At 38.6% G+C, this 19,518-nt stretch carries 18 protein-coding genes and 4 tRNA genes; 21 read left to right on the top strand and 1 reads right to left on the bottom strand.

Annotated features, from left to right (window positions below; all coding sequences use genetic code 11):
• Positions 1-14 precede the first annotated feature (14 nt).
• The 7 genes from atpF to ACTQX6_RS05240 are packed head-to-tail and all read left to right on the top strand — an operon-like array spanning position 15 to position 5,957.
• Positions 15-530 (top strand): F0F1 ATP synthase subunit B, encoded by a 516-nt coding sequence (gene atpF / locus ACTQX6_RS05270; RefSeq protein ID WP_117445279.1) that lies wholly within the window; start codon positions 15-17, stop codon positions 528-530.
• Positions 524-1,054: an ATP synthase F1 subunit delta gene (atpH, locus tag ACTQX6_RS05265; protein WP_195221989.1), complete on the top strand. Its 531-nt coding sequence runs from the start codon at positions 524-526 to the stop codon at positions 1,052-1,054. The genes atpF and atpH overlap by 7 nt, the downstream gene beginning before the upstream one ends.
• Positions 1,055-1,066: 12 nt before the next feature.
• Complete coding sequence (gene atpA / locus ACTQX6_RS05260; protein ID WP_168965698.1) at positions 1,067-2,587, top strand: F0F1 ATP synthase subunit alpha; 1,521 nt, start codon at positions 1,067-1,069, stop codon at positions 2,585-2,587.
• A 3-nt stretch (positions 2,588-2,590) separates the two neighbouring features.
• Positions 2,591-3,436: an ATP synthase F1 subunit gamma gene (gene atpG, locus ACTQX6_RS05255; protein ID WP_294688259.1), complete on the top strand. Its 846-nt coding sequence runs from the start codon at positions 2,591-2,593 to the stop codon at positions 3,434-3,436.
• 10 nt (positions 3,437-3,446) lie between these two features.
• Positions 3,447-4,850, top strand: a complete 1,404-nt coding sequence (gene atpD / locus ACTQX6_RS05250; protein ID WP_117445283.1) for a F0F1 ATP synthase subunit beta — start codon at positions 3,447-3,449, stop codon at positions 4,848-4,850.
• Position 4,851: 1 nt separating this feature from the next.
• Positions 4,852-5,247, top strand: a complete 396-nt coding sequence (atpC, locus tag ACTQX6_RS05245; protein WP_117445284.1) for an ATP synthase F1 subunit epsilon — start codon at positions 4,852-4,854, stop codon at positions 5,245-5,247.
• A gap of 32 nt (positions 5,248-5,279) precedes the next feature.
• A complete protein-coding gene (locus tag ACTQX6_RS05240) occupies positions 5,280-5,957 on the top strand; it encodes a YjjG family noncanonical pyrimidine nucleotidase (protein ID WP_168965694.1) in 678 nt (225 codons plus the stop codon).
• A 125-nt stretch (positions 5,958-6,082) separates the two neighbouring features.
• Here ACTQX6_RS05240 and ACTQX6_RS05235 read toward each other — a convergent pair whose 3' ends face one another.
• Positions 6,083-7,870: an IS1634 family transposase gene (locus ACTQX6_RS05235; RefSeq protein ID WP_441657346.1), complete on the bottom strand. Its 1,788-nt coding sequence runs from the start codon at positions 7,868-7,870 to the stop codon at positions 6,083-6,085.
• Between the two features lie 346 nt (positions 7,871-8,216).
• On the opposite strand from ACTQX6_RS05235, the gene ACTQX6_RS05230 reads away from it, so the two are divergent.
• From ACTQX6_RS05230 to ACTQX6_RS05165, 14 genes are all read left to right on the top strand, one after another.
• Positions 8,217-9,278: an IS1595 family transposase gene (locus ACTQX6_RS05230; RefSeq protein WP_441657347.1), complete on the top strand. Its 1,062-nt coding sequence runs from the start codon at positions 8,217-8,219 to the stop codon at positions 9,276-9,278.
• A 148-nt stretch (positions 9,279-9,426) separates the two neighbouring features.
• Positions 9,427-9,517: transfer RNA gene (locus ACTQX6_RS05225), tRNA-Ser, on the top strand.
• A 21-nt stretch (positions 9,518-9,538) separates the two neighbouring features.
• Positions 9,539-9,614: transfer RNA gene (locus tag ACTQX6_RS05220), tRNA-Asp, on the top strand.
• An 11-nt stretch (positions 9,615-9,625) separates the two neighbouring features.
• A tRNA-Gly gene (locus tag ACTQX6_RS05215) sits at positions 9,626-9,699 on the top strand.
• 255 nt (positions 9,700-9,954) lie between these two features.
• Positions 9,955-10,833, top strand: a complete 879-nt coding sequence (locus ACTQX6_RS05210; protein ID WP_117445286.1) for a DUF1848 domain-containing protein — start codon at positions 9,955-9,957, stop codon at positions 10,831-10,833.
• Between the two features lie 144 nt (positions 10,834-10,977).
• Positions 10,978-11,053, top strand: a tRNA-His gene (locus ACTQX6_RS05205).
• Between the two features lie 264 nt (positions 11,054-11,317).
• Positions 11,318-11,992 carry a RadC family protein gene (radC, locus tag ACTQX6_RS05200; RefSeq protein ID WP_117445287.1) on the top strand — a complete coding sequence of 225 codons (675 nt, stop codon included), beginning with the start codon at positions 11,318-11,320 and terminating at the stop codon, positions 11,990-11,992.
• 48 nt (positions 11,993-12,040) lie between these two features.
• Positions 12,041-12,877, top strand: coding sequence for a rod shape-determining protein MreC (mreC, locus tag ACTQX6_RS05195; protein ID WP_272001146.1), 837 nt, complete (start codon positions 12,041-12,043; stop codon positions 12,875-12,877).
• A complete protein-coding gene (gene mreD / locus ACTQX6_RS05190; protein ID WP_294686597.1) occupies positions 12,874-13,440 on the top strand; it encodes a rod shape-determining protein MreD in 567 nt (188 codons plus the stop codon). Before mreC ends, mreD begins: the two co-directional genes overlap by 4 nt.
• A 61-nt stretch (positions 13,441-13,501) precedes the next feature.
• Positions 13,502-16,075, top strand: a complete 2,574-nt coding sequence (polA, locus tag ACTQX6_RS05185) for a DNA polymerase I (RefSeq protein ID WP_117445290.1) — start codon at positions 13,502-13,504, stop codon at positions 16,073-16,075.
• Positions 16,076-16,903 (top strand): bifunctional DNA-formamidopyrimidine glycosylase/DNA-(apurinic or apyrimidinic site) lyase, encoded by an 828-nt coding sequence (gene mutM, locus ACTQX6_RS05180; protein ID WP_195221982.1) that lies wholly within the window; start codon positions 16,076-16,078, stop codon positions 16,901-16,903. It begins immediately after the preceding gene.
• Entirely contained in the window at positions 16,876-17,472 is a 597-nt protein-coding gene (gene coaE, locus ACTQX6_RS05175) for a dephospho-CoA kinase (protein ID WP_117445292.1), read from the top strand. Before mutM ends, coaE begins: the two co-directional genes overlap by 28 nt.
• A complete protein-coding gene (locus ACTQX6_RS05170) occupies positions 17,469-18,620 on the top strand; it encodes a DnaD domain protein (RefSeq protein WP_117445293.1) in 1,152 nt (383 codons plus the stop codon). The genes coaE and ACTQX6_RS05170 overlap by 4 nt, the downstream gene beginning before the upstream one ends.
• A complete protein-coding gene (locus tag ACTQX6_RS05165) occupies positions 18,607-19,488 on the top strand; it encodes an ATP-binding protein (protein ID WP_168966471.1) in 882 nt (293 codons plus the stop codon). Before ACTQX6_RS05170 ends, ACTQX6_RS05165 begins: the two co-directional genes overlap by 14 nt.
• Positions 19,489-19,518 lie beyond the last annotated feature (30 nt).

Genomic DNA, 19,518 nt, shown 5'->3' with positions numbered 1-19,518 from the left:
CGTGGTGAAAAGGTATGGATAGTTTCAATATTGATAACTATCTGCGAATTTCTTTGACGGATGTTGTACTTGTTTGTATTTCTACATTTTTAATTGTCCTGATTGCCAAAAAATTCTTTTGGGATAAGCTGTTAGCGTATATCCAAAAACGTCAGGATATGATTCAGGACAATATCGATTCTTCAGTCAAGATTAAAGAGGAAGCACAGTCGATAAAAGAAAGATACGATGAAAAGATGAAGAATGCGGGAAAAGAAGCGCATGCGATCTTGGAATCGGCAAGAGCAAGTGCCGCCCAGGAAAAACAGCAGATATTAAATCAGACACAAGACGAAGTCGTACGATTGAAAAAACAGGCGCAGGAGGATATCGAACGAGATAAGCGGAATGCGCAAAAAGACATGAAGGAAGCAATTGGCTCCGTCGCTCTTGAAATTAGTAAGAAACTTCTGAAAAAAGAGGTTGATGAGCAGGAACAGAAGAAATATATTGATGATTTCATTGATGAGGCAGGTTCCGCAAAATGGTAGAATCTTTACAACCATACGGACAGGCTCTTTATGATGTCGTAAAAGAAACAAATAAAGAAGCTGAATATCTCCATATTCTTGAAGAACTTTGTAGGATTTGGAAAAGAGAGAAGGATTTTGTCTTAGTTCTTTCACATCCAAAGATTTCAAAGACAAAAAAGAAAAAGTTACTGATGAATTTGTTTTCATCGCAGCTGGACCCCACTTTGATGCAGACTTTGTTGGTTTTTACAGAACATGGTGTAGTTTTTGCGTTGCCAAAAATTTTTGAAGCGTATCAGAAGTGCTACCAGGAAGATCACAATATTGAGTTGGTTCTTGTGAAAAGCGCCAGTGCATTGAGTGCGGAGCAGGTAGATTCTTTAACGAAGATGTTGGAGAAGAAGTTACAGAAAAAGGTTTCTTTGACAGTAAAAATAGAACCGGAATTGATAGCCGGTTTACGTGTACAGGCTGGAAATCTTGTATTAGACAATACGCTTTTATCGTCTTTAGAAACGATAAAAGAAAAAATAACAAGCTAGAAAGGTGATACTATGAGTTTAAATCCAGTACAGATCTCACAATTGATCAAAGCGCAAATTCAAAATATCGACCAAGATCTAGAAATGAACGAAAGTGGTACAGTTCTCAGTATTGGAGACGGTATTGCGACAGTTTATGGACTTAGAGATGCGATGATGAGTGAGTTGCTGCTGTTTCCTCATGATGTTTACGGCATGGTCATGAACTTAGAGGATGAGCAAGTCGGTGTCGTGCTCATGGGAGAGAACAACGATATCAAAGAAGGTGACCTGGTTAAACGAACAGGTCACATAGTTGAAGTCCCTGTTGGAGATGCCCTGATAGGACGTGTTGTTAACGCGCTGGGACAGCCAATTGATGGGAAAGGAAGTTTAGAGACTTCCCAAACGCGTCCGGTAGAACGAGTAGCACCGGGTGTTATGACAAGGAAAAGTGTTTCCGTTCCTTTACAGACAGGTCTAAAAATTATTGATTCTATGATCCCTATCGGTAGAGGACAACGTGAGTTGATCATTGGTGACCGTCAGACAGGTAAAACCGCTATCGCAATCGATACGATTATTAATCAAAGAGATCAAAATGTAAAATGTATCTATGTTGCGATCGGACAAAAGGCAAGTACGGTAGCTCAAATTGTCGAAAAATTGAAACAGCATAAGGCAATGGAATACACAACAATTGTTGTGTCTACGGCAAGTGAGCCTGCCCCTTTACAATATTTAGCTCCTTATGCCGGTTGTGCCATGGGGGAAGAATGGATGGAAAATGGTCAGGATGTCCTGATTGTTTATGATGATCTATCCAAACATGCGGTAGCTTATCGTACCATGTCGTTACTTTTAAGAAGACCACCGGGACGTGAAGCTTATCCGGGTGATGTTTTCTATTTGCATTCTCGTTTATTAGAGAGAGCTGCTCGTCTAAATGAGAATTATGGAAATGGTTCTATGACGGCTTTGCCAATTATCGAAACGCAAGCTGGTGATATTTCAGCTTATATTCCGACGAATGTCATTTCCATTACCGATGGACAGATTTTCTTAAAAACAGATATGTTTAATCAAGGGATTCGACCAAGTGTAGATTCCGGATTTTCAGTGAGCCGTGTTGGTTCTGCCGCACAAATCAAAGCCATGAAACAAGTCTCCGGATCTTTAAAACTGGAATTGGCACAATATCGAGAAATGGAAGCATTCTCAAAATTTGGATCTGATCTAGATGCCGCCACAAAGGAAGTTTTGGAGCATGGTGCCAGATTGATTCAATTGTTGATTCAAAAACAGTATGCACCTTTACGTGTCAGCGAACAAATCCTTTCTCTGTATGCTGCTAAGCATAAGTACTTAAAAGAGGTGCCTGTGGAAAAAGTACAAGCTTTTGAAGCCGGACTGCTTGCATTTGCCCATAGAGAATATCCTTTTATCTTCGATCAGATTGAGACCAAGAAGGAATTGGATGATGAGTTAGAGACACAAATGAAAACCGCTTTAGATGCATATTCTAAGAATTTTTTTGCGACAGAGGGTGCCTAATTTATGGCGCAGACTCGACAAGCAATACAGGCCCGAATTAAGTCCGTAGAATCAACCAAAAAAATTACCAGAGCTATGCAGCTGGTAGCTTCCAGTAAGTTAACTAAACAAAAACAAAGAATGGAAGAGAATCGTGAATATGCGGATAGTTTACAGACGCTTTTGACTTTGGTATTATATTCGGCTCAAAAGAATTCTATCTATCTTAATTCGGATGTTTCTAAACCCAAATTGATTTTTGTTGTAACCAGCGATATGGGACTTTGTGGAGGATACAATGCAAACATCCATAAAATGATCCAAAGCCATATTTCTAAAGAAGACAAGATCATAATGATTGGCTCTCGTGGGATGAACTGGATCAAAAATCGGGATTACAGTGTTTATGATTCTTTGCCTGAATTAAATGAAGACAATGTGTATACATCTTTGGCAACAAAAATGAATGAAGCCTTACAACTTTATGAACAAAAAGAAATTTCAAGTATACAAGTTTTATATACACATTATAAAAATACATTAACCTTTGTTCCTACTTTAGAAACCATTCTTCCAGTATCCAAACAGGAAGAGAAGGAGCATATAGCGAAAGCGGAAATGATTTTCGAACCGGACCAGCAAAGTATGTTAAAAGATGTAATACCTATGGCTGCCAAATCCATTTTGTTTTCTAAGGTGTTAGAGAGTAAAACGAGTGAACAAGCTTCACGAAGAATGGCAATGGAAAGCGCAACGGACAATGCCGATGAGTTACAGGCAACTCTGGAACTGGCATTTAACCAAGCTCGTCAGGCTGCTATTACACAAGAAATTACTGAAATTGTTGGCGGTGCCAATGCATTAGTTTAGGAGGTAGAAAATGTCAGAAAATATTGGAAAAGTTGTACAAATCATCGGTCCTGTTGTCGACATACAATTTGATGAGGATCGTTTACCTGACCTTTTGAACGCAATTGAAATTAAAAGAAAAGACGAGGAGAGCTTAATTGTTGAAGTTGAGCAAGGTATTGGTGCCGATCGCGTTCGTTGTATAGCCATGGGAAGTACAGATGGTTTGGTGCGTGGTATGGAAGCTATTGATACCGGTAAACCAATTCAAGCTCCGGTAGGACAGGCAGTACTGGGACGTATGTTTAATGTGCTCGGGCGTCCGATTGATGGTTTAGGTGAAGTAAAGAATGTCAGCTATGCGCCGATTCATCGAGAAGCACCTGCTTTTGATGAACAAAGCACGACCAGCGTTCCTCTGGAAACAGGAATTAAAGTAATTGATCTTCTTTGCCCTTATGTAAAAGGAGGGAAGATTGGTTTATTTGGTGGTGCCGGTGTAGGTAAAACTGTTCTGATTCAGGAGTTGATTCATAACATTGCCAAAGAACATGGTGGAAAGTCCGTTGTTGTTGGTGTTGGAGAAAGAACTCGTGAAGGAAATGATATGTACCATGAGATGAAAGATAGTGGTGTCCTTGATAAGACTGTTCTTGTATATGGACAGATGAATGAAAGTCCGGGAGCCAGAATGCGTGTAGGTCTGACAGGTCTTACTATGGCAGAGTATTTCCGCGATCAGGATCATCAAGATGTTTTATTATTTATTGACAATATCTTTCGATTTACCCAGGCAGGATCAGAAGTAAGTGCTCTTTTAGGACGTGTTCCAAGTGCTGTAGGTTATCAGCCAACGCTGGCAACGGAGATGGGACAGCTTCAGGAACGTATTACTTCTACCAATGAGGGTTCAATTACTTCTGTACAAGCCATTTATGTGCCGGCCGACGATTTAACCGATCCAGCTCCGGCGACTGCATTTACGCATTTGGATGCCAAAACGGTATTGGACAGAGATATTGCCGCTTTAGGAATTTATCCGGCAGTAGATCCTCTGGAATCCAACTCAAGAATTTTGGATCCGCTTGTTGTAGGAGACAGACACTATAAAGTAGCTCGTGGCGTTCAAAGTATCCTGCAGAGATATAAAGAATTACAAGATATTATTGCGATTTTAGGTATGGATGAATTAAGTGAAGACGATAAGCAAATTGTGAATCGTGCCAGACGTGTTCGTAACTTCTTGTCACAACCGTTTAATGTTGCAGAAGTTTTCTCGGGAATTCCCGGTAAATATGTTCCTTTAGAAGATACAATTCGCTCTTTTGAACGCATACTTGCAGGTGAATTTGATGATCTTCCCGAACAGGCATTTATGTTTGTAGGTACTGTGGAAGAAGCTGTAAAAAAAGCAGAACAGTTAGCTGGTGAGTAATATGATTTCTTTGAAAATCGTTACTCCCAGGGGGCGCTATCTTGAAAAAAAGGTGAAGAGCATTCATTTAACAAGTGTTGAAGGAGAAATGACAGTTCTGGTCAATCATATGCCGATTTTTGCTTCAATCCTTCCATGTGAACTTGTTTTAGTCGATGAGTCAGATACAAGATTGGAATATGCCCTGTCAGGCGGATTCTTTCATTTAGAAAAAAATGAAGCCATGTTGTTGACGGATGCAATTGAAGGTAAAGGCGATATCGATATTGAACGTGCCAAGAGAGCTTATAGGCGGGCAAGAGATCGCATAGACAAAAAAGACAGCGCGACAAATATGAAACGTGCCAACTTGGCACTGGTTCGTGCAATGAATCGAATCCATGTACATGACGACTAGAACTCTAGTCGTTTTTTTATTATACTTATCGTATGCTTACAACGATCTTATTGGATGTAGATAACACATTACTTGATTTTAATGCATGCGCTTTAGCTTCTATGAAAGATGCGTTTGCGTATTTTCATCTGCCTTTTTCAAAGGACACGGTTTTTCCGGTGTTTTTAGAGATCAATTCTAAGCTCTGGACACAGATTGAAGATGGTGTTTTGACAAAGGAGCAGCATTACCAAATCCGTTGGAAAACAATTCTTCAGGTTCTTGGCATTCCTTTTGATGGGGTTACGCTTGAAAAGAAATTTGTCGAAGGTCTTCATGAATATGCTATTCCTGTAGAAGGAGCCGGAGAACTTTTAGAGTATTTAAAATCAAAGTATGTGATCTGTGCAGCTTCCAATGCACCCTATGAACAACAGATCCATCGTCTACAGCTGTCAGGGTTTTATCAATATATGGATGCTTTTTATATTTCAGAGAAGATCGGTCATCAAAAACCATCGAAACAATTTTTTATGCATTGTTTACATGAACAGGGAATTTCTAATGAGCAGGCAATCGTGATCGGCGATTCTTTACAGGCTGATATTCAGGGAGGTATCAATGCGAATATACAGACGATCTGGTTTAATCCATCGCATAAAACAGCTACAAATACGTGTATGCCAACGTATGAAGTCGATCAGCTAAAAAAAATTAAAAAAATTTTATAAAAAGTGTTGCAATAGCACAGGTATCATGGTAATATAAATCCCAAGTTTTGAACAAAAACGCCAAAAGTCCTTTGTTTATAAGGCTTTTGGCGTTTTCTCTGTGTAGTGATATTTTCTTGATTTTATCAATATTTTAAATTTCTTCGGATTTCTTCTTTTCTCTTATATTTAGATTCGGTATCGATGCCAAACACTTTCCCACATTGTTCTAGTATATGGTTTGTATAAGTCATTCGATAAATGTTGGAATGGATATGAATACATTGAAACTGTTTGAGTGATTCGATAATTTGGGCTGTTGGATACCGGTTTTCTAACTTTTGTTCCAGTAAACGTAATAATGTGATCGCCGCAAAACATGTCGTAAAATGAGATTCTATATGTTCGCTGGTCGTCACATGGATAGGTCTTGTATCCAGTTCCGATTTAGTGATGCGGAATGTTTCTTCAATCTTTGCCAGTCCCTTATAGGCATTTCTGATTTCCAGATCGGATAATTTCAGTTCGCTTGTCACAATGGAATAATATCCATCATATTTGGATTCATTTTCTATTTTTTCTGTATCAAGCTCTAAATGGACATCCATGATTTCGCCTGTTTTTTTATTAAATGCGATATTTTTGACATAACCGCTGGCTCCCTTGGCAGAGACTTTATCATACTTTTTGGGGTGCGCAATTAAATCTTTGGCTCTCTGTACCGCTCTGTTTCTTTCAAGAGCCTGTTTGTCCGCATATTTTTGTGAAAAGTAAACCATCTGTTTCTGATCGACGGTGATTGTCATTTTACGAGGCTTGTCTGTGTCTTTATCTACATTGACATAGATCGTCCTGGGATAAATTCTTGATTTATGTTTGAAATAAACAGTCTGATTTCCATCCTGCACTTTGTCCACCTGATACCCCGCAGAGTCTATGCACCATTTTTTAAATTCTTCATCGGCTCCACGAATGGACTGCCCATAAATATAGCCGTCTCTTGGATTGTTCTCATTTTTATTGTTTCCGTTTAAATAAAAGATATTATCAGATGTATTGAGTCCACGATCCGCTACCACAATGGTACGGTTAAAACCAAACCGATGTTTCGCTCTGTTTATAATGGGCAGCATATTCACTTTCTCCGATTCATTGCCCGGGAACAGACCATAGGAAAGAGGTATGCCTTTCTGATCAATCAACAGTCCCATTTCAATGATGGGATCTCTTCTGTGATTCTTTTCCGGTCCATATTTGCGATCACGCTTTTTTAGAATGTTTCCGTTGTCATCCAAATCATCCATATCCGGTTTGGAAATGTCATAGTAATAATTGGTACAGTCAAAGTAAGTCGTTTTGATATCCCGGTGATAGAGGGGAGCGGAATGATCGTACAGCCAGACCTGAAAATCTGCATCGTATTTTGTGTAATAATCTAAAGCCCGATATACATCATCCAGAGAAAAACCGGCAAACGATTCAAACAGAAAATCTTTATGTTCATAGGTCTTCTTTTTCGATCCGGGATGAAGGATACGCATAAAGACGAGCATCTCAAAAATCTTTTCCAGATCCAGAGTTGTTTTTTCTTTTTTAGAAACAGCTTTCCAGAATTTATCGATTTCCAATTCCTTATAGATCCGCTTAATAAAAACATAACCCAGATTTTTAAGCTGAATCTGACCGGGTTCTAAAGATTCCCTCATATCTAAAGAAACGGAAATGACAGAATCCTGCTTCTTTGCCTCGTTCATTTTCTGAACTTCCAGTTTAAAGTGAGCAATGGGATCGTCATAACGATCCAGATAGGTATCCGCAAAGCCGAGAGACTGAATGATCCGGTCTTTGGGTTTACGGGTGACTGGATCTCTGTATTTTTCACAGATGGAAAGAGAGGCACGGCCTTTAGAATTTCGATTGATTTTAAGATACATGATAGATCACCAAGACAATTATACCACAAAAGCCCACAAAAGACTACATAGAAATATAAAAATATTGACAAAAACAAAAGAAAAAGAATCCGCATAAATAAAGGGGATTCTTAGCACGAGATAGATTATTTTTAGACGTTACTTTTCAAAACTCAGGGGAGGTATCAATGCGAATATACAGACGATCTGGTTTAATCCATCGCATAAAACAGCTACAAATACGTGTATGCCAACGTATGAAGTCGATCAGCTAAAAAAAATCGCTAAATTCAACTAAAAAGTTGATGATTCAACATGAATAGCGTCAGATTCAGGGATATTCTTTGACATATAAAGGAGATTCCCTATGATCAACGAAACATTCTTGAACCATCTAAAACCAGTAGAACTCGAATTCATTCAAGCCTTCATTTATAAACTGACAAGCGACAAAATAACTCTGGATACAACAAATTCAGAAAATATTGAATCTACTGTGTCCCGTTGTCCACACTGTGGATCTTTTCATTTTGTGAAAAATGGATTTAACAAAAAACACAGGCAAAAGTATCTTTGCAGAAATTGCGGGAAAATATTCAGTGATACAACAAATACCATTTTTTCTCATACAAGAAGCCATTATCATACATGGACCACCTTTATTGCCTGCGAACTCAATCAGATGACACTGGAACAGGAGGTTGTGGCAACAGGAAAAAGTAAAACGACCTGTTTTCATATGCGTCATAAACTTTATGCAGCGATTGGAGCCCATATCCGGAATACTCTTTTAAAAGGAATCGTTAAGATTGACAGTACATTTACCGGTATCAATCTGAAAGGTATGAAAGCTAAGAATATGCCCCGGATAAGTAAGGTCCGAGGCAAATCAAAAACAGATACGAACCGCAAACATAAGCGGGGAATCAACAGTCACAAGGTTTGTATTGTGACTGCCATAGATGAATGGGATACCATGTTGCTTGAGATAGCCGGTAACGGAGCAGAAAGCACGGAAAAATATCAAAAATATATTGAACGATTCGATGAAGACTGCACAATTGTTTCTGATGGCAAACAGGCCATTCTTGAGTTCGCCTCCAACAATCAGTTTCAAAAAGATACGATCCGACCTAAACCGAACCGAAAAAACTATGCAAGCCAGAACGGAAACAATCTGGGTGAAGTAAATCAGATGCATCAGGAATTCAAACAAATGATCAAACATTATCATGGAGTCTCCATAAGACATCTACAACACTATTTGGATTGGCTTGTATTCCGTAAACAGATGAAATACCAAATCAGGGCAGAAGCCAGAAAAACAAAAGCTTATATGTTGGCTATGAAGGGAACTGTTCCCTTTGTGACAAAAGACATATGTTCTTTTGAGCTGCCAATTGATGTGTTTACACTGTATCAAAACTAAAAAACATCGTTTTTAATTCTCTACATCAACTTTTTAGTTGAATTTAGCGAAAAAAATTAAAAAAATTTTATAAAAAGTGTTGCAATAGCACAGGTATCATGGTAATATAAATAAGCGCTGATGAGTAGCGTTCTTGATCTTAAAACTTGGAGAAGTACTCAAGTGGTTGAAGAGGTGCCCCTGCTAAGGGTATAGGTCGGGAAACTGGCGCGAGAGTTCAAATCTCTCCTTCTCCGCCATTTTATTGAATATCTAAATTTGGTCCAGTGGTGTAGTGGTTAACATGCCTCCCTGTCACGGAGGAGATCGTGGGTTCGAGTCCCATCTGGACCGCCATTTATTTTTGTGCAGGTGTAGTTCAATGGTAGAACTTCAGCCTTCCAAGCTGACTACGTGAGTTCGATTCTCATCACCTGCTCCACTTTTAAATTGAAGAACTTCATCTGAAGTTCTTTTTTTTTATTCATCAAAATCAAAGTTTCTTTAGCTTTCATGATCAAATTGAATCAAGAGTTTTTACTATGAATTGTATATGCGGTTTTGATCAGTTTGTTGTTTATAAACATGATGTTTAAATCACTGGAGGATATTATCTTTAGCGTGCTATTTTTGAAGAATCATAGAAAGATAAAAGAGATAATTTGAATTTTTCATAAGAACTATTTACAATGACTTTATGATTATCAACGTAAGTGGAAGAACAGATATTGTAGCTTTTTATACACCATGGTTTCTAAATCGAATGAAAGAAGGATATTTTCTTGTCCGGAATCCTTTCAATCCATGTTCTATCTCTCGAATTAATGTAGAGAATATCGATTTGATCGTTTTTTGTACTAAGAATCCATTACCGATTCTAGATTCTTTGCATACACTGCAAAAACCATTTCTTTTTCAAGTCACCTTTACGCCTTACCATAAAGATATTGAACCTTATGTACCAGATAAAAGACTGATTTTGAATGCCATCCGTAAGCTTTCAAAGCTTTCTAAAGAGTCTAAACCACTGGTTCGATATGATCCTATCTTATTAAACGAAAGATACGATGTGAAATATCACATAAAAGCTTTTGAAAAGATGTGTATGGAATTAGAGGGATATGTGGATCGAATTATCGTATCGTTTGTAGATGACTATAAAAATGTCAGAAAGCATCAAACCGAATTACAAACCAAAGAGTTTACGGACGCCGATTACAAGTTGATCGGTACTTCTTTTTCTTATATTGCCAAAGAGCATGGTATGAGTGTTCAGACATGTTTTGAACAGCGAGATCTTTGTGAGTATGGCTTTCGTAAAGATGTATGTATGTCAGTCGAAGAGGCTTTTCTGATTACCGGGAAAAAGTTTAAAAAATGGAAAGCTCGTGACTGCGGTTGTGTTGAAATGGTCGATATCGGACAATACAACACGTGTCGTCATTATTGTAAATACTGTTATGCCAATTTTGATGAAAAAAGAATAGAAGAAAATGTTCGATTACACGATCCAGAAAGCCCTTTGTTGATAGGGAATGTACAACCGCAGGACCAAATTCGAGTGCGTAGAGGTTGATGTGGTTTAGTAAACCAAATGTTCCAGTTTTTCAAAAATTGAAAGACGGAAGTGAAACAAAAAGTAAAAAATGTTCTTTACATTCGTCATTAAATTGGGTACAATAGACAAGCACATGGAAAGAATATCCAGGCGCACTTTATGGCGGTTGTGGTGAAGTGGTTAACACAGCGGATTGTGGCTCCGTCATTCGCGCGTTCGAATCGCGTCAGCCGCCCCATATGTCTATAAGTCCTTTACATAAAGGACTTTTTTTGTGCTTGGCCTAATTCTGGCATAAATTTGATGGATAATTGTACTAAATTTCCTACAGAGCTGTGTTGCTAAAACCTAATGAATATTTGTACAAATGATTGAAAATGATTGTTCAATACGTATGATCTTTTCAATCTTTTTTTCTAGGTTTATGTGTAAATGGATCAAAATATCAAAAAACTTCAAAACTTTTTAATAGTTTTTCAATTATTTTTCGTATTTATATAATATGAAGATCAAAGAATTAGAAACTAATTTAAGACCCAGAGAAAAAGCATTAAGCTATGGGTTGGAATCTCTAAGTGATTTGGAGATTTTGGCGCTGCTTCTACAAAGTGGAAGTAAGAATCGAAGTGTATTTGATTTGGCAAAGGATGTAATGTGTAAGTGTGACAACCTAGAAAAACTGTTTGATTTAAGAGTGGAGGATTTAATGGAAATAAAGGGAATAAAACACGTAAAGGCATTGCAGATCTTAACAGGCATTGAACTATGTAAACGTGCCTTAAAGAAGAAAAATTATGGAGCCTCTATTTTAGAGCCTAAAGATCTTGCAACCTGGTTTCAAATGGAAATCGGTTTAAAGGATCAGGAGCATTTTGTAGTGGTGTATTTAAATGCCAAAGGAAGAATCATCACACATAAGATCTTGTATGTTGGTACATTGACGGAAAGCTGTGTGCATCCACGTGATATTTTTCATGATGCCTTTATCTATAAAGCACATTCTCTGATCATGGTCCACAATCATCCCAGTGGTGATATCACACCAAGTCCGCAGGATATTGAATTCACAAAACGGATATATGAACTTGCACTTTTATCCGGCATACAACTTTTAGATCATGTGATCGTAGGGAACAAAGACTGGTTCTCCTTTAAACAACATCAATATCTCGATTGAATGATTGAGTGATTCCTATTATAATGGAAGATAGCTTGGGGGAACGCCATGAAACGATTTACACGTTTACAACGTATTTTACTAATTGCCAACATTGTTTTACTGGTGATTGGATGCGCAATGTTAGGATTAAGACAAAATGCGTTATCGAATATGGGATACAGCGCATGGACATATATTAAATATGGGTTGATTGACTATCCTTTAACTTCTTTGACTAATGTATTTAGTGATTTGTCAAACTTATGGCATGTCTATGAAGATAACCAGTATTTAAATGAAGAGCTTGCTATGCAGAAAAGCTATAAGACATTGTATGAAGAGCAACGCAATCGAAATAAAGAACTGGAAGAGCTGGCAGAATTGAATGGAACGCTGAAAGATGCGACAAAGATCACGGCACATGTTCTGGAAAGAGATACCGAAGCGTGGGATCAGACGGTTACGATTTCGGCTGGTTCCTCGCAGGGCGTACAGGAAAATATGATTGTCTGTACATCACAGGGAGCTGTTGGATTGATTGAAGAGGTACAAAGCGCGACTTCAACCGTACGGCTTTTGACCAGTGAAGATTTGATCAATGATATCGCCATCAGCATTGCCTTGGAAGATGGAACGACCATTGAAGGTGTACTGGAGCGCTACGATACAAGTCACAGAGCGTATCGAGTTTCTTTATTTGACAACGAGGCAACAGTTACACAGGGACAGGAGGTTTCGACCTCAGGAAGAGGCGGAAATTATCCGAGTGGTATTTATCTGGGACAAGTCAGTGATATGGAAACCAATGATGATGCCATCATTTCAACGATCTATGTCAAGCCTGTTTCAAATATCAGCAGTTTTAACTATGTTACAGTCATAGGAAGCGGGCGAGTGGAATGAAACTAAGAACCAGTTTGATCTTTATTCTGAGCTGTCTATTGATCGATGACTTTTTCGCCTTTGTATGGCCATCGGATTTCACTTATGCGCATATGAGCTTTATCAGTCATCTGGGATTCATGGCTTTGATGTTGCTGGTGGTATCGCAACCGTGGCTCACGCGCATCCTGTTATCTTTTCTGTGTGGCATCGTAACGGATTTCTTTTTTACACAGGGTTTTCCACTGCATACGATTCTTTATACGTGTTTTGGCTATGTATGTGGACTTTTGTATCCCTGGATCAAAGATCGCCTGTTATATAGAACCTTATGGGTGTTTGTATTGATGCTTTTGCAGGATATTGTTTGTTTCATTTTCTTTTCGTGGACAGGCATGCTTTCGATCCCATTTAAACAATGGCTTTATACCTTTGGTTTCTTTTCATGGATTCTTAACGGACTACTATTATTGGGACTGGAATATGTTTTGGGGGTCATGGATCGATACACTACGATTCGTCAAAATCGAATCTTAAAAATGGAACGATCGCGCTATAAGAAATTGCGCTTTATGCGGAAATGAGTGTACTCATTTCTTCTTTTTTTTATCGATGTGGTACAATTAGTTCTGGAATGGTGATATTATGAAAAAATTACTTTTATTAGATGGAAATTCAATGTTGTTTCGTGCTTATTACGCTACGCTATATTCCCACAGAATGACGACTTCCAACGGGATTCCCACCAATGCGATCTTTGGCTTTATCATGATGCTCAACAAGGCCATTGAAACGATCGAACCTGATGGAATTTTGGTCGCATGGGATGCTGGTAAGAAAACATTTCGTCATGACAAATTTGAAGCGTATAAAGGAACGCGTAAGCCAATCGATGAAGAACTGATCGTTCAATTCCCGATTGCACGTGAATTTTTAGATACGGCCGGTATTTGCCGCTATGAGATCGAAGGCTATGAAGCCGATGATATTATCGGTTCGATGGCCAAAAGTCATCCGGAAGTACAGACCACGATCTTGACCAGTGACAGAGACTTGTTGCAGCTGGTGGATGCTTCGACAAGCGTTCTGTTGATGAAAAAAGGAATTACGGATATGGAATTGATGGATGCGGCTCATTTCGAAGAAAAATATGGATTGCAGCCACTTCAGATCATAGATTTAAAAGGATTGATGGGAGATTCCAGCGATAATATACCGGGGGTAGCCGGAGTCGGTGAGAAAACCGCAACCAAACTGCTTCAACAATACGCAAGTGTAGAAAATGTATATGCGCATATTGATGAAATCAAAGGAAAACTGAAAGAAAAGCTGGAAAAGGATAAAGACAATGCGTTTATGTCCAAGGAACTGGCAACGATTTATACGAATGTTGAACTTCCTTTTGAAATCGGTCAAGTTTCTTTTGAGGGCTATAAAGAGTCTGTCAATGATTTTTATAAAAAGTATGAAATGCGCTCGTTGATGACAACGACAACGCAAGCTTCTAAAAGTGCATGGCCGATCAAAAATGTAACTTCCATCGATATAGATGAAGAAGATTTGTTGTTGATGCCGGTATGCACCAAGGAGAGCTTTTTGATTCAGAAGCTGTATGGTTTTATGATCCCGTATAAAGAAGAAATTCTCTATCTTCGCGTAGAGGATGCCTTAGAAGATGCCGGCTTTAAAAAACTTTTGCGGCGAAAGGATCTGCACACATGGGATGTTAAAGAAACAAATCATTTATTAGACCGGTATGGATTTACAACAGTTGATTTTAAAGAAGATTTGCATATCGCCTGCTTCCTTTTGCATTCGCAGGCAACCGATCTTGATGCATTGGTGTTAGCTTTACATGTTCAACTGCCGGAAAGCTTTCATGATCTTTCCAAAAAACAAAAGAGCGTGGAAGCGTATGCCGAACAAAGAATGGTTCCGGTCATGCAGGTGTTTACTGAAGAGCTTGCCAAGAAGGAAAAGTCGATCTTAGAAAAGCTGAAAGAAGATAATTTGATGGAGCTTTATGAAAATATTGAAAAGCCTCTGATTCCGATCTTATACCATATGGAAAATGAGGGTATCTATATTGATGAGCATACACTGGATGAGATCGGGCAGGCCACTTCTTTTAAGATGAAAGAACTATCCAATGAAATTTATGGATATGCCGATAAGATCTTTAATATCAATTCACCAAAACAGTTAGCTTCGGTCTTGTACGATGATTTAGGCTTAAAGGGTGGAGGACGTAAGCGAAGCACCAGTGCGGAAGTATTGGAAAAACTGCGCGGCGTTCATCCGATTATTGAAAGTTTGTTGGAGTATCGGAAGTTTTCCAAGATCATGTCCACCTACATTGAGGGATTGAAAAAACACATCCAACCGGATCAAAAGATCCATACGACATTTAATCAAACTATGACACAGACAGGACGTCTTTCCAGCAGTGATCCAAACCTGCAAAATATCAGTGTTCGTGATGAAGAAGGACGCGAGATCCGTAAGGCATTTGTGGCTAAGGAAGGACATGTTTTGTTGTCGGCGGACTATTCTCAGATCGAGTTGAGAATGCTGGCGCACATGGCCAATGAAACGCATATGATTCAGGCATTTCAAGAGGATGTCGATATTCACAATAAGACAGCCACTTTGATTTTTCACTGTCAAAGCGATGAAGTCGATAGCAGTATGCGTCGTATTGCCAAGACGGTCAATTTTGGTATTGTATATGGACAGACCGCTTTCGGACTTTCTACACAATTAAAGATTTCACGAAAAGAAGCCACTGAATTTATGGATTCCTATTTTGCCAGTTATCCCAACATTCATCAGTTTATGAATACTTTGATTGAACAATGTAAAGAAAACGGATATGTAGAAACCTTATTCCATCGCCGTCGTATGATTCCGGAAATTAACGATAAAAACTTTATGACAAGGGAATTCGGAAAACGGGCTGCGATGAATGCACCAATTCAGGGAAGTGCTGCGGATTTGATCAAGATTGCCATGATTCGTGTGAATGAAGCTATGAAAAAAGCCAATGTGAAATCAAAAATGCTTTTACAGATTCACGATGAATTGATCTTTGAAGTGCCGGAAGAAGAATTAGATCAGATGAAAGCACTTGTCAAAGAAGCCATGGAGAATGCGATGGAACTGAGAGTTCCTTTAAAGGCCAGCATTCAATCCGGTAAAACATGGTACGAGGCTAAGTAAATGCCGGAAGCACCTGAAGTACAAACTGTGATTTCCACGTTGGAAGTACAGATTCACGATTTACAAATCGAAGAAGTGCAGGTCGTATATCCTAAAATCGTGGAACATACTACCCCGGAAGCCTTTATCAAACGACTTACCGGCCAGCACTTTCGAAAGTTTCTTCGCTGGGGGAAATATCTTTTATTCGTCCTGGATGACTATGATCTGGTAGTGCATTTACGCATGGAAGGTAAGTTTTATTTGTTGAAGCAGCCTTCACAGGATAAGCACGTTCACATTCGTTTTCGTCTAAGCGATGGTAGATGGATGTGCTATCATGATACACGTAAGTTTGGCCGTATGCAGGTGTACACTCACAATAATGATCCATTTTCCCATCCTTGTTTTGAAAAGCTGGGTTATGATGTTCTGGATCCACGATTGGATGGAGCGTATCTGTATCAGAAAATACATCCGTTAAAAAAGAATTTAAAATCGTGCCTGCTGGATCAAAGCATTGTAGCCGGCATCGGTAATATCTATGCCGATGAAATTTGTTTTGCGTGTGGTTTGGATCCACGTTCCCGCAGTGCAAGAATTTCTAAAAAAGATTGCGAAAATCTGGCATTTCATACAAAAAGGATCATGAAAGGGGCTATGAAAGCCGGAGGAACGACCATTCGCAGCTATACATCCAGTCTTGGTGTTACCGGGTTGTTTCAGTTAAAGTTAAAAGTACATGCACAGGCTGGTAAGCCTTGTCCAAACTGTGAGACAACTATACGAAAGATCATCGTATCGCAAAGGGGGACGTATTTATGCCCAAAATGTCAAAAAAGAAAATAATTGCCATTACCGGAAGCATGGGATCGGGGAAATCCATGGTATCGTCCATGTTAAAAGAGAATTTCCCGGTTTTAGATGTCGATCAAGTCAATAGACAGCTGATTGAAAAAGGATACAAGGGATATCGGCAATTAGTAAAAGAAATAAAAATTCCTTTAGATGAAAAAAAGAACATTGATAAACCGGCATTTGCACAATGCATGTTTACCGATAAAGCTTATAAACAAAAAGTGGAGTCGATCTTACATCCACTGATCGTGGAAAGTATGCAGGAATGGATCGAAGAACAGGAAAATACATTAGTTTTTGTAGAAGTTCCTTTATTGTTTGAATCGCATATGGAAGATCTTTTTGATGAGATCTGGTGTGTTGTCTGTGATGAAGAAGTAGCGTTACAAAGACTGGAAACAAAAAGGCATATCACCAGAGAGAATGCTAAAGCACGTTTAGCCTGTCAGTATTCTCCGGTCATCAAGATGCAGCAAAGTGATGTGATCCTTTATAACAATGGCACCTTGGAACAGCTAAGAGAACAAGTCAAGCTCCATTTAGAAAGGAGCCTTGCATGAGTCGAGAAACTTGTCGTATTCAAATGCCTTTTTCACTTTCGGAACAACAAAGAGATTCGCTGCATCTATTGTATGGAGCTTTGATTGGAAAAGAGGCACAATGTTTGTATGATGTTTTTTCCACATTATCTAAAAAAGAACAACTTTATGATTTACAAGATGTACAGAAAATCGTGCATTTAAGTCCAACCAGGTTTGAATATGCTCGTAAGCAGCTGGAACAATATAATCTCTTACAGACATATCGGGAGACAATCAAAGCTGAATACTTATTTATTTTACAGTCGCCCAAAGATCCGCAACTCTTTTTACAGCATGATATTTATTCAAGGATCTTTTTGGAAAAAGAAGGTTCTTCACAGTTAGATCGTATGAAGCTTTTCTTTTCGAAAGAATCTTTGTGTACGAAAACCATGGTCAACATCAGTGAACCTTTAGATGTATCGATCTTAGAAAACTGGACTTCTAAAAAGGAAGAAGCATTAGATAAAACGCAGATTCATATTCCTTCCAATACAGCCTATCCCTTTGACTTTAATGTGTTGTTTAAAGGGATGGAACGCGTGATACCACAACGTCTTCGCACAAGACAAAATTTGGAGCGTATCTATGATTTAGCGCGTATCTTTGGCATTGATGAAAAAAATATGCGGCGTTATTTGTCTTTAAGCATTGATCCGCAAAAAACAAAGATTGATTTTGAAGGGTTGCGAAACAAGGTGATTGCCGCACAGGATCTTCATACAAATTCGCAGGATCCATATACACTTTCACCAATTGCCTATCTGCAGCAAAAACAAAACGGTATGCCGGTTGCCAGAGCGGATAAGCTCTTATTGGAGAAGATGATGGTAGATTATCGTTTGCCGGCAGAAGTCATCAATGTGCTGATCGACTATGCCTTAAAGGCGACCGATCAAAAGTTCAGTCGATCCTTTGTGGAGAAAGTGGCCAGTTCCTGGGCACGTTTAAAGATCGATACCAAAGAAAAGGCGATGGAACAAACCATCAGTTATAAAAACACAAAAGTGGAAAACGTACCGGAATGGTATGCGGATACAAAGCAGACAGAGCCGGATGAAGAATTAAAGGCAAGAATTGCCCGTCTGCAAGAAAAATTGGGAGAAACAAACCATGGAGAAAATTAAAGTGGCATCAAAGATTACAGAAGATCTATATAAACCGTTGTTGGAAGATGCACGCATCCTTCATTTTTTAAAGCAGCATCAAAAGGATATCGACTTTTTAAAAAAGCATGCTTCTGATTTTTTTATGTGGCAGGAAACATTAGATAAATGTAAACACTGTCAGGGATTGTTTCAATGTAGTCAACCGTTACAGGGAAAAGTCAAAACATTAGAATTTGATGAAAGCGGATTTTTAATTCAAAATTTTGTTTCCTGCAAATATAAAAAGAAGGATGAAAAGAAACACGAGCATGAAAGAAATTATCGACTCAGCCATTTAAGCTATCAAGAATTAGAAATTGATTTAAAAGGCATGACAGATAATCAAAGCATGGAATATTTAATGGTTTATGAAAAAATGCTGGAGTCAATAGAGAGGGATAAAGGTGTATTCCTTCATGGACAGCCTGGGGTTGGCAAGACGTATCTTTGTATCGGCATGGCCAATTATTACGCGCAGAATCAAAAGAGCGTTTCCTTTGTGAAAATGCCACAGTTTATCAGTGAATTAAAGCAAGCGATGTACGATAATGACTTTCGGCAAAAACAGATGAATGCGTTGAAGTTTTCTGACATTGTGTTCTTAGATGATATCGGTGCCGAGGCTTTAAGTGCCTGGACAAGAGATGAGATCTTACTGCCAATCCTGGAATATCGGATGAATCATAAAAAGAAGACGTATTTTACCAGTAACTATGCTTTAGAGGAACTTTTGAATCAATATATCATTCGGGGGGAGCCAAACTCTAAGGTCAGTGCTTTACGAATTCTGGAAAGAATCAAAAGTTTGGCAGTGATTTGTAAATTATCCGGGGAATCCAGACGTTAATTCTTTTCAAATGCTTACATTTGGAGTAAA

It is taken from the genome of Faecalicoccus sp. LCP19S3_E2, assembly GCF_052121255.1.
Taxonomy (GTDB): domain Bacteria; phylum Bacillota_I; class Bacilli_A; order Erysipelotrichales; family Erysipelotrichaceae; genus Faecalicoccus.
The sequence above is the reverse complement of the archived record's forward strand: the minus strand, read 5'-3'. Positions and strand labels throughout refer to the sequence as shown.

Coding starts and splice junctions, on each gene's coding strand:
- ACTQX6_RS05235 (WP_441657346.1), bottom strand. CDS start 7,870: ATGTATCTTAAAATCAATCGAAATTCTAAAGGCCGTGCCTCTCTTTCC.
- atpH (WP_195221989.1), top strand. CDS start 524: ATGGTAGAATCTTTACAACCATACGGACAGGCTCTTTATGATGTCGTA.
- ACTQX6_RS05240 (WP_168965694.1), top strand. CDS start 5,280: ATGCTTACAACGATCTTATTGGATGTAGATAACACATTACTTGATTTT.
- mreC (WP_272001146.1), top strand. CDS start 12,041: ATGAAACGATTTACACGTTTACAACGTATTTTACTAATTGCCAACATT.
- atpF (WP_117445279.1), top strand. CDS start 15: ATGGATAGTTTCAATATTGATAACTATCTGCGAATTTCTTTGACGGAT.
- ACTQX6_RS05230 (WP_441657347.1), top strand. CDS start 8,217: ATGATCAACGAAACATTCTTGAACCATCTAAAACCAGTAGAACTCGAA.
- atpG (WP_294688259.1), top strand. CDS start 2,591: ATGGCGCAGACTCGACAAGCAATACAGGCCCGAATTAAGTCCGTAGAA.
- ACTQX6_RS05165 (WP_168966471.1), top strand. CDS start 18,607: ATGGAGAAAATTAAAGTGGCATCAAAGATTACAGAAGATCTATATAAA.
- ACTQX6_RS05170 (WP_117445293.1), top strand. CDS start 17,469: ATGAGTCGAGAAACTTGTCGTATTCAAATGCCTTTTTCACTTTCGGAA.
- atpC (WP_117445284.1), top strand. CDS start 4,852: ATGATTTCTTTGAAAATCGTTACTCCCAGGGGGCGCTATCTTGAAAAA.
- polA (WP_117445290.1), top strand. CDS start 13,502: ATGAAAAAATTACTTTTATTAGATGGAAATTCAATGTTGTTTCGTGCT.
- atpA (WP_168965698.1), top strand. CDS start 1,067: ATGAGTTTAAATCCAGTACAGATCTCACAATTGATCAAAGCGCAAATT.
- ACTQX6_RS05210 (WP_117445286.1), top strand. CDS start 9,955: ATGATTATCAACGTAAGTGGAAGAACAGATATTGTAGCTTTTTATACA.
- atpD (WP_117445283.1), top strand. CDS start 3,447: ATGTCAGAAAATATTGGAAAAGTTGTACAAATCATCGGTCCTGTTGTC.
- radC (WP_117445287.1), top strand. CDS start 11,318: ATGAAGATCAAAGAATTAGAAACTAATTTAAGACCCAGAGAAAAAGCA.
- coaE (WP_117445292.1), top strand. CDS start 16,876: ATGCCCAAAATGTCAAAAAAGAAAATAATTGCCATTACCGGAAGCATG.
- mreD (WP_294686597.1), top strand. CDS start 12,874: ATGAAACTAAGAACCAGTTTGATCTTTATTCTGAGCTGTCTATTGATC.
- mutM (WP_195221982.1), top strand. CDS start 16,076: ATGCCGGAAGCACCTGAAGTACAAACTGTGATTTCCACGTTGGAAGTA.